The organism is Bacteroidota bacterium, from assembly GCA_016699695.1.
Lineage (GTDB): Bacteria > Bacteroidota > Bacteroidia > Bacteroidales > UBA10428 > UBA10428.
On the sequence record CP065006.1, the window covers coordinates 2,918,703 to 2,934,448 of the forward strand.

A 15,746-nucleotide genomic window follows, 5' to 3' on the forward strand; every position below is an offset into this window, starting at 1 on the left:
CCGGTCTTACCAATTGTTTCGGAATGTCAACGCAAAGAATTGGTTTATCAGGACTGAGGTATCGGAGTAATTTTTTCTTCGGCATACCAGGGTGAACGACTTATACGCTAATCTGTTGAGCTATGCAATTAAGGATGTGGCTTGGTGTTTTTGTATTAATGGTACCCTCTTTGGTTTTTGCCCAAAACAAAGTAAGTATTTTGATTGAGGCTTTGCCACGCACTACTCCTGTTGAGGATACCCTTTATATCTGCGGAAGTTTCAATGACTGGAATGTGAAGGATGCGAATTATGTTCTTCACCGGCAACTTGATGGGAAATATGCTGTAAGCCTTCAACTTGATACAAATTGGTTCGAATACAAATTTTCGCGCGGTAGTTGGCTTAAAATAGAAACCAACGAAAAAAATGAATACCTGCCTAACCGGGTATATTCCATTGAACAGGGCGGGTTGGTATTGGTAAGGATTCAAAACTGGCAAGATCTTGGCGGCATTCAACGTTTCGAGTACCTGGTGTTTTTTCTGTTTGCCGCAGCTTTTTACGGATTAGCCTTGTTGTACATTGCTTACCGTATTAAAAAGCGAAACCCACAAAAATTCACGGCATTTTTATTACTATGCCTGCCGGTGATATTTGTTTTGCTCGGAGGTGTATTATACAACCAGATTAATCTTATCTGGCGTTCGTACCTGGGTATGTTGGCCCACCTTATGCTTTTTGCCTGGGGCCCATTGTTGTTTGTGTCGCTCAAGGCGCTGCGTTCTCAACTTTTTCCGGTAAGGCTTTGGGGGCATTTTATACCCTTTGGTATTGTTGTGCTCTTATCGGTGCTAAGATTAATGAATTTCAAACCCCTTGCTTTTCTTGCCTCAGAAATTAATCCCTACCTTACATGGGGTAGTTCCATCGTTATCTGGTCTGGTTTTGTGGTGGTGGTATTCTATCATGCGATGGCCTGGCGTTTTTTGCTGTTAAAAGGGATAAAGAATACACGTTTCGAATTTGAGCAGCGGCTGGTCAATACCGTGTACTTTATTAGCACAGCTGCGGTATTAATTCTGGCCCTCGATTATTTTTTGCTTTTATTTGAAGTAAAACTCGCTGGATTGGCCAACTTCGAAATTGTGTTGATGTGTCTTTCCCTTATTATTCTGGCCTTGTTCTATTACCTCTGGAAATATCCCGATATACTCAAAGATAAACCGGTTCAGTTGGTTTCGGAAGAAGATGAGCAGATCATTCTGCTTTTAGAAGAAGTAATGAACACAAAAAAACCTTACCTGAACCCCGAACTGAATATTGCTGAGTTGTCAGAACTCATGGAAACCAGAGCGCATATCCTTTCGCGGCTTATCAACGACCGGTATCAGAAAAATTTCAGAGACTATATTAACGAGTACCGCGTAAACGAATTTATCAAACAGGTAAATGCCGATGAAAACAAAAATTATACCTACCTGGCCATTGCTTTTGATGTAGGATTTAATTCAAAATCGACTTTTAACCTTGCTTTTAAAAAATTTACCAATACCTCACCCCGGGATTACTTTAAGCTCGATAGATAGTTAAGTGTCTATTAAACAGCTTGCAGCATAGTCCTAAATTACAAAATCACCCCACAACCCCAGCAGGCTATTTGCCCTAATTTTAAAAATCAGTCGTTTATCGTTTGATTTCATTCGATATTTCCACCGGATTTTTTGAAAGGCCTTTTCATGTTTAATCCAACCAAATTTTAACTAACTAATTGAAAACTAAATGAAGAATTTCTACAAAACAATGAGACTTACAGCCGCTTCACTGTTGCTGTTTGCACTCTTCGGAATGGCACACGCTCAAAACGATGCCATGATGCAGGCTTTTTATTGGAATCTTCCGGTAGATGAAGCTAACAAAAACGGTACCTGGTGGGATAACTTAACTGCCAAAGCCAGCGAATTAAAAAATGCCGGTATCACCGGTATCTGGATTCCCGCACCCTCGAAAGGTAACTGGGGTATTGTAGACATGGGTTATGGTATTTATGACCACTACGACCTTGGCAACTACTACCAGAAAGGTACCACAGAAACCCGCTTTGGTTCGCGCGCTGAGCTGGTAAACATGATTACCACCATGCACAGCACTGCCAACGGTAAACCCTACATGAACGTATATGCCGATGCCGTGCTCAATCACGTGTATTCCGACGACAGCAACGAGGAAGCCAACCCAGCTGTAAAAAAATACGTGTTCGACCAGGCTTACCGCAATGGTGTACAGTATGTTCCATACCCTACCAACGAAATTAAATGGGTGATACCAAATGCTGCTGCTGGCGATTACTACATTAAAATAAAAGGATACTACCTTAACTGGGGTGCCAGCTATACAGAAAGAGCCTACGATTGCCAGATTGATTATACCGGATCGGGTTGGAATTCAACCTACACTTGGGAAGCTGAACCCAACAATGGTAACGGACAAACCAATGCTTTTGGAACTTCAGGAAGCACCAAGCGCGGTTTTGCCGGATCGTCCAGCGACATAGATGAATACAAGATTACCCTCACAAGCACTAAAAACATTGTAATTAAGCTTACTGCCCGTCGTCAGCCTAATGGAAACTGGGAATGGGCCGACCAGGTAAACGGTTACTACCCTGTTGAGATCTGGTACAACGGCACCAACCTTGCCAACACTACCTTGCAGGCTCGCACCAACACCAAACTTACCTATCCGAACCACACCGGTACCGGCGAGAAAAACTACTCCTGGACTTATACCGATTTCCACCCGGTCGACAACAACGACTTTTTAACCGGATGGGACTGGAACGGTGGCAACTCTGCTATTATTCCCAACACCAAAGGTTTTGGTAACGATTTTAATACCTACAGCACTACCGTACAAACCCGCCTGAACGACTGGGGTTATTGGATGGCCAATACAATAAAAATTGATGGATTCCGTCTCGACTTTGTTCGTGGATTCCAGGTAGATTTTATCGCCAACTGGATTAAATTCCTTCCAAAACTCAATGCCCAACAGCGTTTTATCGTAGGCGAATACTGGGGTCCAGATTCACGCATTAAAGAATGGGTTAACGCTGTAGCAGCAGCGGGCGCCGATGCCGATGGTTTCGATTTTCCACTTAAAGGCACTCTTACCGAAATGTGTAACGGCAACTCGGGTTGGAACATGAGCTGGCTCAACCACGCCGGCATGGTGCGCAATAACTCAGGCAATGGCCTTAACGGTACCCAGGTGGTAACCTGGCTCGACAACCACGATACTGGAAAAGAACACGACAAATGGGTTACCAAAGACTGGAAAATGGGCTATGCCTATATTTTGACTCACGAAGGCCGCCCTTGTATCTTCTATCCTCATTATTATGGTGTAACACTAATCGATAATCACGACCCGAATGTAAAGGTAACCATACCTACTACCCTTAAAGACGACATCAACAAGTTGCTTTTTGTACGCAAGACCTATCTGGGTGGTGGTTTATCGGTACTAACGGAGACCGGAAACCCTTATCCCTCATCGGCTACTTCAAATGTGTATGTAGCCCGTCGTGGAGGTAATGCAACCAAGCAGGGAGCCATTGTGGTGATTAACAACAGCAGCTCTACCATGGGTGTATGGGTAACCACCACCGTATCGGGTATGGCCAATTGGACCAACAAAGTGCTGAAAAATGCACACACAGGTGCGACAACTACCGTTTACAGCGACAGCCGCGTTTGGGTCGAAGCCCCGGCACGTGGTTATGCCGTGTATGTATTGTCGACAGACTATGTAGCATACACTGCTCCGCTCAAATCGGCCGAAGCAGAAGAGGAAATGAATGTGGCACCGGCCAACTTTGCCGTATCAGTATTCCCCAACCCTTTATCCAGCAACTCGGTGGTTGAACTTAACCTTACCGAAGCCAGTCAGGTAAACGTAGCCTTGTACGATGCCCTTGGCCGCAACGTAGGCAATGTGCATCAGGGAATGCTCGACAATGGTACCCACAGCTTTGGTCTCGAACAATTTATGCTCCCCAAAGGAACCTACTTTGTGCGCGTAACGGCCAACAACAGTGTAAGCACCAACAAATTTATCGTACTCGAATAAGCTCTTAAGTTTTGTTTCAATAAGAAAGCCGCTCTCCGAAAGGGGAGCGGTTTTTTTTTGTGCCCAAACAGAAAATTGCCCATCTGAAGCCGTTTTGAAAAATGCAATTAATAAACTATTTTGTTAGGGCTTTAAAGGAAGCAGAAAAAGCGACACCTGATTCAGATTAAATGCCGGGTTACATGGTTTGTTCGGATAAAATAGAACAAAAAAAATGCCTCCCGATTTATGGCTGAGAGGCTTACCAAATGTTTTCACAACGGAATAATCCTTATTGTGAATTGCTTCATTTTGAATTGGAAAAATACAAAATAAACCGTTATAAACAAGCATTATGAAAAAAATTCTTGGACTTGATTTGGGGACAAATAGCATTGGGTGGGCTTTAGTAAATGAAGCGGAATCTGAAGCTGAAAAATCTTCAATTTTAAAACTAGGCGTAAGGGTAAATCCTTTAACCGTGGATGAATTAACCAATTTTGAAAAAGGAAAGAGCATTACTACAAATGCCGATAGAACACTAAAAAGAAGTGCAAGAAGAAATTTGCAACGCTTTAAACTACGACGGGAAAATCTCATTAAAATACTAATCGATAATAAGGTACTATCAGACAGCACCACACTTTCAGAAACAGGAAACAAAACTACTTTTGAAACATATAAATTGCGCGCTCTGGCAACAACTGAAAGAATATCTCTTGAAGAATTTGCCAAGGTTTTGCTGATGATAAATAAAAAACGAGGATATAAAAGCAGTAGAAAGGCAAAAACCCAGGATGAAGGCGAGCTTATCGATGGGATGGAGATTGCGAAAAAATTATACGATCAAGATCAGACTCCCGGACAGTTTGTGTTCGAATTATTAAAAGAAGGGAAAAAATATATACCTGACTTTTACCGATCCGATTTGCAAAATGAGTTTGACCGAATATGGAATTTTCAGAAGCAATATTTTCCAAACATTCTGACAGACGAATTCAAATCACAAATATCAGGAAAAGGAAAACTTAATACTTCAAAAATTTTCCTTGGAAAGTATGGTATTTATACAGCTGAAAACAAAGGTGTTGATAAAAGATTGCAAAGTTATATCTGGCGTGTCGATGCGTTAAGTGAACAACTATCAGCAGAAGAACTTGCTTTAGTAATTTGCGATCTAAACGGCACTATTACAAATTCCAGTGGTTATTTAGGGGCAATTAGCGACCGAAGTAAGGAATTATTCTTTCGTAAACAAACGGTGGGTCAGTATCTGATGAGCCAACTTGGTAATGACCCCAATTTTAGTTTGAAGAACAAAGTTTTCTACCGGCAGGATTATCTTGATGAGTTCAACATAGTTTGGGAAACTCAGGCAAAGTTCCATAAAGAACTAACCGATGAGTTAAAATCAGAGATTCGTGATGTGGTTATTTTCTTTCAAAGACGATTAAAAAGTCAGAAAAGCTTAATTAGTTTTTGTGAATTGGAAAACAAACAAATACTGATTGAAACAGAAGGAAAGCGAAAAACTAAAACTATCGGGTTAAGGGTTTGCCCGAAATCGTCGCCTCTTTTTCAGGAATTTAAAATCTGGCAGATTTTAAACAATATAGAAGTAAAACAAAAAAGAGGGGGCGAAAAAAGGAGGTTAAATCAGGAGGAGAAAGAAATATTATTTGCTGAATTATCCATTAAAGAGAAACTTACAAAAGATGCGGCTCTAAAAATACTATTCAAGAACAATAAAGAATTAGATTTTAATTATCCGGTTATTGAAGGAAACAAAACTCAATTTTCCTTTTTTAAGGCATATCAAATAATTATTGAAAACACAGGACATGGTGAATATGATTTTTCATCAATGGAAACTTCAGAAACTATTGAGCTGGTAAGTGGTGTTTTTGAAGGACTTGGGTATAAAACCAATTTTTTAACTTTCAATTCAGACCTTGAAGGGAAGGCTTTTGAGCAACAGCCTATTTATAAATTATGGCATTTATTGTATTCTTTCGAAGGAGATAACTCGAAAATGGGTAATGAAAATCTAATTAGTAAAGTACAGGAACTTACCGGTTTTAATAAGGAAGCAGCTATAATTATGGCGAATATTTCTTTTCAGGACGATTACGGTAGTTTATGTACGAAGGCAATGCGTAAGATACTGCCTTATCTGAAAGAGGGCAATGAATACAGCCTTGCCTGTAATTATGCAGGTTACCGGCATTCGAAAAGTTCGTTGACAAAAGAGGAAATAGAAAAAAAAGAACTAAGCAACAAACTTGAAATTTTACCAAAAAACAGTTTGCGTAATCCTGTTGTGGAAAAAATTCTTAATCAGATGGTCAATGTGGTAAACTCGGTGGTGGAGAATTTTGGGAAACCCGACGAAATAAGAATTGAGTTGGCACGGGAGCTTAAAAAAAGCTCAAAAGAACGCGAAGATTTAACCAAAGCAATAAACAAAACAACTGCCGAGCACGAAGAAATAAAACAATTACTTACTCGCGAATTTGGGTTTACCCATATTAGCAGAAACGATATAATCAGGTATAAACTTTACATCGAATTAGAACCTCGTGGATTTAAAACCCTCTATTCAAATACATACATTCCCCGAGAGAAATTGTTCAGCAAAGAATTTGATATAGAACATATCATACCACAATCGCGCTTATTCGATGATTCATTTTCGAATAAAACGCTTGAAGCTAGAAGTATTAACATCGAAAAAGGAAATGAAACGGCCTACGATTATGTTCAAGCTAAGTATGGCCAGGTAGGTGTTGATATTTATTTAGAGACAATAGAAGAATTGTTTTCTGCACAAAAAATATCTAAGGCCAAATGCAACAAACTTAAAATGAAAGGCGCAGATATCCCAGAAGGATTTATCGCAAGAGATTTACGCGATACCCAATACATTGCAAAAATGGCAAAATCAATTCTTGAAGAACTCGTTAGAAATGTTATATCCACAACAGGTTCGATAACAGACCGCTTAAGGGAAGATTGGCAGCTGATAGATGTAATGCAGGAATTGAATTGGGATAAATACAATAAACTTGGTTTAGCAGAAATAATCGAAAACCGGGAGGGACATAAAATCCGGCGAATAAAGGACTGGACAAAGCGAAATGATCACCGCCACCATGCTATGGATGCCCTCACCATTGCTTTTACAAAATTAAGCCATATTCAATATCTGAATAACCTTAATGCCCGAAGCGATAAGGCGGGTAGCATATATGGGATCGAGCAAAAAGAACTCTATCGTGATGAAAACGGGAAAATAAAATTTAAACCTCCAATTCCATTGCACGAATTCAGGGCTGAAGCTAAAAAGCATTTGGAGAATACTTTAATCTCGATTAAAGCGAAAAACAAAGTTGTTACAAACAATATTAACATTACAAAGGGGCAAAACGGGGTAAATAAAAAGACTCAGCTTACGCCCAGGGGCCAGCTTCATCTCGAAACTGTTTATGGAAGTATAAACCAATACAGTACCCAGGAGCTAAAAGTTGGCGCTGCCTTCAATGAAGAACAAATTTCCAAAGTTGCCAAAAAATGCTATCGTGAAGCTTTACTGGCAAGACTTCGCGAGTTTGACAATGATCCAAAGAAAGCGTTTACAGGGAAAAACAGCCTCGATAAAAAACCACTATGGATTGATAAACTCCAGACACAGAAGGTTCCTGAAAAGGTTAAAACTGTCGGCACTGAAATAGTTTATACCATTAGAAAAGAAATATCGCCCGATTTAAAAATCGATAAAGTGATCGATTCAAAGGTAAAGGCAGTTTTAGTAGCCAGGTTGAAGGAGTTTAACGGCGACAGTAAAAAGGCTTTTACAAACCTCGACGAAAATCCGATATGGCTCAATAAAGAAAAAGGCATTGCGATAAAACGTGTAACCATAACAGGAGTGAGTAACGCCCAGGCATTGCACGATAAAAAAGACAAAGACGGTAACCTGGTGCTTGATGAAAAGGGCAGAAAACAACCGGTAGATTTTGTTAACACAGGCAACAACCATCATGTAGCTGTTTACCGCGATGAGAATGGCATTCTGCAGGAAAATGTAATTTCGTTTTTCGAGGCTACTACCAGGGCTACACAGGGTTTACCAGCAATTAACAAAGAGTATAATAAAGATAGAGGCTGGCAGTTTTTGTTTACAATGAAACAAAACGAGTATTTTGTTTTCCCCAACCAGCAAACAGGCTTTAACCCCAATGAGATTGACTTGCTTAACCCCGAAAATTATAATTTGATTAGCCCAAATTTGTTTAGGGTACAGAAATTCTCTGTCAAAAACTATGTCTTCAGACACCATTTGGAAACAACAGTTGCAGATTTCTCATCAACTTTAAAAGGGATTACTTGGTCAGATTTCCGAAGCTCTAAAGGTTTGGATAAAATCGTTAAAGTTCGAGTCAACCATATTGGCCAAATTGTATCCGTTGGCGAGTATTAGTTCAGAAAAGTTTGAATTGAAATGGCAACCAAACAAGAACCCATCGTTCCCGGCCGTTACTACCATGTTTTTAACAAATCGGTAGGCGGCGAGTTTTTGTTTAAAAACCACGAGAACTACAGGTATTTCATGGAAAAATACCGGAAATACGTGTCGCCTTTTGCCGAAACGCTGGCCTGGTGCCTGATGCCCACCCATTTTCATTTTCTTATCAAGCCGCTTGGTGGCGACAAGACCTGTGGAGGATTTGAGGCTCCGGATATCAACCGCGAGGGTAGAGAAACCCAGATCCCGAATAAGACCTACGAGGGTTTTGAAACCCTCGCAGGTCTTGCAGGCAAAGGTTCTGAAACCCTACCCAGCAACACTTACGAGGGTTCTGAAACCCTCGTAAGTGTTGCAAACTTCTCGAAAAAATTTTCGCACCTGTTTAACTGCTACGCCCAGGCTTACAACAAGCAAAACCATCGCTCGGGTAGCCTCTTTAAAAACCGGTTTAAGCGGGTATTGATAACCGACGAGGAGCATTTGCGCACCGCCATTGTTTACATCCACCTCAACCCCTCGCACCATCAGGTCGAAAAAAACTTTAAAAATTGGAAATATTCTTCTTTCAATGCTCTTGTTGGCACAGGCCAAACACTGGTAAAGAGAGAAAAGGTATTGGAACTTTTCGAGGGCAGAGAAAATTTTATTTTTTGCCATCAACAAAAATATGAGTTTAATACCGGGCTTTACTTCGATTAACTCCTCACAGGGGTCTAAAAATTAGCTGCTATGATAAAACGTACACTTTGTTTCAGTAATCCTTGTTACCTCTCGAAAAAAGATAACCAGCTAATGTTTGAACCCGCCGATGGGGGCGAGAAGAAAACCATACCCATTGAAGATATTGGCATGCTGGTGCTCGACCATCCACAGATTACCCTGAGCCATGCCCTGCTCATGGCACTTATCGAATGCAGCGCTGCTATTTTAAGCACCAACGCCCAACACATGCCCGAAGGGCTTATGCTGCCCATGACCGACCACCATGCCTTTACCGAAAAGGTAAAAAAGCAGCTCGAGGCCAGCGAACCCTTGCGCAAAAACCTTTGGCAGCAAACCGTAACGGCCAAAATACAAAACCAGGCTGCCCTGCTCGGGGTTGTTGGCATAGAAACCGAAAATATGCAGTATTGGGCCGCGCAGGTGAAAAGTGGCGACCCCGACAACTACGAAGCCCGCGCGGCTGCCTTTTATTGGGACAAGCTTTTTGTGCACATCGAAAAATTCCGCCGGCACCGTTTTGGCGATCCCCCCAATAACCTGCTTAATTATAGCTATGCTATTTTACGGGCTGTGATTGCCCGCTCGCTGGTGGGCAGTGGCATGGTGGGTTTTGCAGGCATACACCACAAAAATAAGTACAACCCTTATTGCCTGGCCGACGACGTGATGGAGCCCTACCGGCCCTTTGCCGACAGGCTGGTGCTGGAGGTACTGGCAGAAGAAGAAAACATCGAAGAGCTTACACCTGCCCTGAAAAGGAAATTGCTGACACTTCCGGCCGTCGATATTTTTATCGACGGGCAGAACAGTCCGCTGATGGTGGGGGCGCAGCGAACCACCGCCTCGTTAATGCAATGTTTCGAGGGGGTTGTGAGAAAAATTGTTTACCCTGAGTTGTCTTGACCCAAGAGGGTTTCACCTTGAGCTACGAGGGTTTTGAAACCCTCGTAGCTCAAGGTCAAAAATAAATTTCGATGGACCAAAAATCTTTATCCCGTTTAAACCAATATAGAGTTATGTGGGTATTTGTGTTTTTCGATTTGCCAACTGATACAAAAAAGGACCGGCGCGAAGCCTCCTTGTTTCGGAAGCGCTTGCTTAAAGATGGGTTTACTATGCTGCAGTTCAGCATTTACATACGCCATTGCAACAGCAGCGAAAACGCCGAAGTGCACATGAAAAGGGTGAAGCTTTTTTTACCTCCCCATGGCGAAATTATTGTGTTTACCCTTACCGACCGGCAATTTGGCATGATGGAAATGTTTCGCGGGCCATCATTGGCTAAGCGCCCCGATACCCCCCAGCAGCTCGAGCTTTTTTAATTTTTTTGTGAACTGATTGTATGCCTCAATTTTATTACTTACTCTACACCTTATAAAACAAAAACCGCCCCTGTATGGCAGGAGGCGGTTTTGATAACACAGCTTTTTTCAATTGTAAATTCAGCCTTAAATCTCTCACAGCTTGCTTGTTAAATAGGGGTCTGCTGTGTCAAAGATCGTTAAATATCAAAATGAAAGCAATTCACAACCGGTGTGCTTATATGCCTGCCGTCAATTACGCTGTGTCAAAGATCGTTAAATATCAAAATGAAAGCAATTCACAACTCGATGGATGTTCTGATTTTTTTCTCGACGGCTGTGTCAAAGATCGTTAAATATCAAAATGAAAGCAATTCACAACTGAAATCAATCGGTCTGGATGCTCTCTTTGGCTGTGTCAAAGATCGTTAAATATCAAAATGAAAGCAATTCACAACTATAATGTCTTGATGGACAAATTCGTTGATGCTGTGTCAAAGATCGTTAAATATCAAAATGAAAGCAATTCACAACCAATAGCCAATCTCTTTAGCTGCAATTTCAGCTGTGTCAAAGATCGTTAAATATCAAAATGAAAGCAATTCACAACTAATAGATTGTGAGCGTCTTCAAGTGCTCTGCTGTGTCAAAGATCGTTAAATATCAAAATGAAAGCAATTCACAACCGGCTTTTTATTATTTAAAACCTGATAGACGCTGTGTCAAAGATCGTTAAATATCAAAATGAAAGCAATTCACAACAATGAACTCGAACAATAAAACAATTGCAGAGCTGTGTCAAAGATCGTTAAATATCAAAATGAAAGCAATTCACAACGATGGCCGCGAGGCCATGGGTGGTTATACAGCTGTGTCAAAGATCGTTAAATATCAAAATGAAAGCAATTCACAACAGCTAATTCCTTGCCACCAAGCCAAAACAAGCTGTGTCAAAGATCGTTAAATATCAAAATGAAAGCAATTCACAACACAATCCACAAACAGTATTTTTCAATGGCAGCTGTGTCAAAGATCGTTAAATATCAAAATGAAAGCAATTCACAACACGTTATGAATGCATTTGAAATATCATCAAGCTGTGTCAAAGATCGTTAAATATCAAAATGAAAGCAATTCACAACTGTATTGTTGTAATGCTAAAGCTACCCTGGGCTGTGTCAAAGATCGTTAAATATCAAAATGAAAGCAATTCACAACCTTGACGACTTTCATAATTACTATAAAATAGCTGTGTCAAAGATCGTTAAATATCAAAATGAAAGCAATTCACAACACCAAGGCCGGAATGAGCGATATTTGGATTGCTGTGTCAAAGATCGTTAAATATCAAAATGAAAGCAATTCACAACCACATGAAAAAAATGTCGCTCGGTATATGCGCTGTGTCAAAGATCGTTAAATATCAAAATGAAAGCAATTCACAACGTCTGGTAAGTTTCGGTTTTCTAAAAGGTTGCTGTGTCAAAGATCGTTAAATATCAAAATGAAAGCAATTCACAACTGCAGCCATGCTGTTACCTTATTCATAATTGCTGTGTCAAAGATCGTTAAATATCAAAATGAAAGCAATTCACAACTGCAGCCATGCTGTTACCTTATTCATAATTGCTGTGTCAAAGATCGTTAAATATCAAAATGAAAGCAATTCACAACGAAAATGCTATCAATAACAGAAACGATCCGGCTGTGTCAAAGATCGTTAAATATCAAAATGAAAGCAATTCACAACGAACAACATACATTAAAAGAAAGTGTGAGTGCTGTGTCAAAGATCGTTAAATATCAAAATGAAAGCAATTCACAACGGAAGAGCGTAAAAGAAACCCATTAATATCGCTGTGTCAAAGATCGTTAAATATCAAAATGAAAGCAATTCACAACTATTAATGCACGTGCAAACAATAGATTTGGCTGTGTCAAAGATCGTTAAATATCAAAATGAAAGCAATTCACAACCCCCCTTATAATATACAATTCTAAGGGTATGCTGTGTCAAAGATCGTTAAATATCAAAATGAAAGCAATTCACAACGCAAACCCCCAAGGGCTTGACCTTGCGCGTGCTGTACCATCGACCGTTAAATATCAAAATGAACCGACCCTAGGGAGCTCACAACCGGCAGGTGGGTGGCTGAGTGGGAGCGGAGTAAAGCAATTCACAACGCTTGTGAATTTCACATAGCACTATGTTTCGCTTTGTCAATAATCGATCCCTAACCAAAATAAACCTTTTTGTTTGGCCAATTATACTATTAAATAGTTCAAAGGAGTGCCACTTTATCAATCTGGCCTTTTTCTTTAACCCCCGATATTATATCAGACCGCTTAGAACTTTTAAAAAACCGTCGAAAAACTAACCAGGGGAGGAAGATAGTTTAAGTTTTGGTTTTGCCGGGTCCACAACAAGCTTTCGGGGTGAAGGGCAAACCGGCTGTTTTCGAAAAACGGGTATTTGTGGCCCAGGTCGGTACCCGGATGGTTTTTGTAATACCGGTTCAATACCGAATAGCCAATGGTGGCAAAAACAGTTGGTATCAGCACATTCATACTTTCTTCTTCTGGCTCAATAATGACCACCGTGCCCAATCCAACCAGGAAGCTTCCTGCCGAGGCCCAGATAAGCCTGCGTCCCTGCTGGCGGGTAATGTGGTAATTGCGGTGGTTGAGAAGGGCCATGCCCGAACCAAGTATACTGGTTGTTGTTGGTATTAAAATGGCTGCATTGCTCTCGGGTTCCAACAACAACAATATGCTTGCACCGTATAAAAAACCCAAAGAAGTGGCATTGGTTACCGAAACAATGTCGCCCCGCGTGTAATCGATTTTTTGCCCCAATTTATCGGCGGTATAATAGCCCAGGGGAGCCGAAGCCAGCATGGTAATGCCATAGGTGCGGGCATTTTCGGCTCCGGTTGAAAAAACAATGGCTGCAGTAGTTAAAGGAGCGATGTAGCCAAAGTACTGATACAACGATACCTGTCCTTCTGTCCAGCCTTTGTTTTTACCCAGAGTAAAGCCAATCTGGCCTAAGCTCACGCTGGCAAGCAGTCCAAGGCTTTTTGTAATCTTTTCTAAAGTCGCTGCGTTGGGTGCAGGGTTTTCTCCACTGCCAAAGGCATCGTTGCCAAAGAGCGCAGCTCCCAAAAGGAAGCCATGACCAAGACCTACCGATTTGCCATGCGATTTCAACCACAGCGATTGGTTGTTGATGTCTTTATACCCTGGAGCTACCAAAGGAACCAGTATGCTACCGCCGGCCAGTAAAAGGGGCAGACCGCTTCTCCAACTTTCGTTTTCCACATCCAGTATTCCTACCAGCAAGCCGCCATAAATTCCTCCATATATTCCTGAATACACCATGTGTTTAATAAGCAGGTTTGGGTCGCGGTAAGTTTTTGTTTCGGGCGAAAAGGCTAATTGTTCTGGCAGGCCGGCCTCGGCGTACCAATTTGCTTTTTGTTCGAAATACAGCTGTTTTTCTTCTGCCGATAGATTCTGGAAATAGTTCTTCAGGTATTCTTCGTACTGGTTCAGCCACAAGCCTTCTTTCTGACCCAGCGCAATGCCATTTAATTGTTTCTCTTTGATACTGCGGTATTCGGTTTTATTGATCTCGTGCCACAAGGCCCGGGCAGAGTAGAGTTCGAGGTTGTCCTGAGCTGTACATACCCTGATGGCCAACAGACTCAATAGGATTACCAGACCGGTTTTGTTCATGCTATGGGAGTTTGGTTACTCAAAGTTAGTGTTTTGAATTACCAAAGTAAAGCTTAGCATGAAAGTAATAGCCGTATATCCTGATACAAGAATGTATCGAACTTCTTTAGAGTTTTCGATTGAATCTGGAAAAGGCATTTCGAATGGACTCTTCGTTTTTTATTTGAATTAATAAGATGGATGGGCACCAATGGAAGTTTTCAGCAGGCTGCTTGTTGGCATGGTATTGACATCTTTGCTTTTAGACAATTCGAAAAAGGCTATGATATCGTTGAGCTCGTTGGCCAGATTAGCAAGTGATTGCGCATTGCCTGAAAGTTTTTCGGCTGCATGTGCGTTTTGTTGGGTAACGCTGTTGAGTTGCTGGATAGAGAGGTTCACCTGGTTTACGCCATTGCTTTGTTCCAGGCTCGAGGCGGCAATTTCCTGCACTAACGAACCCGATTGGTTAATTTCGGGTACCAGTTCATTAAGTAATTTCCCCGACTCTTCGGTAAGTTTTACACTCGATGAAGCAAGTGAAACAATTTCGTCAGCAGCTGTCTTGCTGCGTTCGGCAAGTTTGCGCACTTCAGCGGCCACTACTGCAAAACCTTTACCATACTCGCCGGCACGTGCTGCTTCTACTGCTGCGTTTAAAGCTAGTATGTTGGTTTGAAAGGCTATGTCGTTGATTATTCCAATTTTTTGGGATATCTCCCGAATCGATTGGTAACTTTCGTTCGATGCTTTGCTTACCTGTTCTATTTTCAGCGATATCTGCTGGCTTATTTTATCGGCTTTTTTCGCATTCTCGCTGTTGTTTTCGATATTGGAAGCAAACTGCTCCATGGTTGAACTGGTTTCTTCGACAGAGGCCGCCTGTTCGCTGGCTCCTTGCGAAAGGGTTTCTGATGAATACTGAAGCTGCTGACCTGAAGAAAGTAATTCATCACTGTTGTCTTTAATACTCGAAACTACCTGGTTGAGGGCCGCTGCGAGCTGTATTATGGATTGATTCAATACACCCAGCTCATATTGGTATTTCTTCCTGTCACTGTTTAGAGAAAGTTTACCATCCGATAGCTGCTGGATTTGCGAAATAAACTTTGCCAACGGTTTCTTAATGGTTCTGTTTAAAAAGATATACGTGAGTGTTCCAATCAAAAAGGTCAGTGGCGTGCCCCAAAGAAGGTGTTTTGTACCCATTAAGCCAAGCATAAAATAGAGGGTTGTACCAAATATGGTAAACAATACCGAGTAAAAACTGATCGTAAACATAATGGATTTACCAAAAATAAGCTTGAGAATGATGGCACTTGCAGGTATACTTCCCAGGGATACAAGCAAAATAAGCATGTAAGCGTTCATGTTTTTGTTTATTAGTA

At 41.2% G+C, this 15,746-nt stretch carries 8 protein-coding genes and 1 CRISPR repeat array; of the genes, 6 read left to right on the forward strand and 2 right to left on the reverse strand.

The genetic code is table 11. The annotated features are described in order from the left end of the window. Nucleotides 1-122: 122 nt before the first annotated feature. The 6 genes from IPM71_12315 (at nucleotide 123) to cas2 (ending at nucleotide 10,662) form a co-directional block, all read left to right on the forward strand. On the forward strand, nucleotides 123-1,568 hold the full coding sequence (locus tag IPM71_12315; protein QQS50358.1) for a helix-turn-helix domain-containing protein: 1,446 nt from the start codon (nucleotides 123-125) through the stop codon (nucleotides 1,566-1,568). Nucleotides 1,569-1,761: 193 nt separating this feature from the next. Continuing rightward, entirely contained in the window at nucleotides 1,762-4,110 is a 2,349-nt protein-coding gene (locus IPM71_12320; protein QQS50359.1) for a T9SS type A sorting domain-containing protein, read from the forward strand. Nucleotides 4,111-4,444: 334 nt separating this feature from the next. Continuing rightward, nucleotides 4,445-8,569, forward strand: coding sequence for a type II CRISPR RNA-guided endonuclease Cas9 (gene cas9 / locus IPM71_12325; GenBank protein ID QQS50360.1), 4,125 nt, complete (start codon nucleotides 4,445-4,447; stop codon nucleotides 8,567-8,569). A gap of 21 nt (nucleotides 8,570-8,590) precedes the next feature. Continuing rightward, the gene (locus tag IPM71_12330; GenBank protein ID QQS50361.1) at nucleotides 8,591-9,316 is read left to right on the forward strand and encodes a hypothetical protein; all 726 of its coding nucleotides are present in this window, start codon (nucleotides 8,591-8,593) and stop codon (nucleotides 9,314-9,316) included. A 30-nt stretch (nucleotides 9,317-9,346) separates the two neighbouring features. Next, nucleotides 9,347-10,243, forward strand: a complete 897-nt coding sequence (cas1, locus tag IPM71_12335) for a type II CRISPR-associated endonuclease Cas1 (GenBank protein QQS50362.1) — start codon at nucleotides 9,347-9,349, stop codon at nucleotides 10,241-10,243. Nucleotides 10,244-10,314: 71 nt separating this feature from the next. Further along, complete coding sequence (gene cas2 / locus IPM71_12340) at nucleotides 10,315-10,662, forward strand: CRISPR-associated endonuclease Cas2 (protein ID QQS50363.1); 348 nt, start codon at nucleotides 10,315-10,317, stop codon at nucleotides 10,660-10,662. Nucleotides 10,663-11,281: 619 nt separating this feature from the next. Then, a CRISPR array of direct repeats spans nucleotides 11,282-12,239; the repeat unit is 46 nt; unit sequence GCTGTGTCAAAGATCGTTAAATATCAAAATGAAAGCAATTCACAAC. Between the two features lie 757 nt (nucleotides 12,240-12,996). On the opposite strand, the gene IPM71_12345 is transcribed toward cas2, so the two are convergent. Together IPM71_12345 and IPM71_12350 are read right to left on the reverse strand one after the other, a co-directional pair. Further along, nucleotides 12,997-14,379: a hypothetical protein gene (locus IPM71_12345; GenBank protein ID QQS50364.1), complete on the reverse strand. Its 1,383-nt coding sequence runs from the start codon at nucleotides 14,377-14,379 to the stop codon at nucleotides 12,997-12,999. Nucleotides 14,380-14,547: 168 nt separating this feature from the next. Beyond that, nucleotides 14,548-15,729, reverse strand: coding sequence for a methyl-accepting chemotaxis protein (locus tag IPM71_12350; GenBank protein QQS50365.1), 1,182 nt, complete (start codon nucleotides 15,727-15,729; stop codon nucleotides 14,548-14,550). Nucleotides 15,730-15,746: the final 17 nt, after the last annotated feature.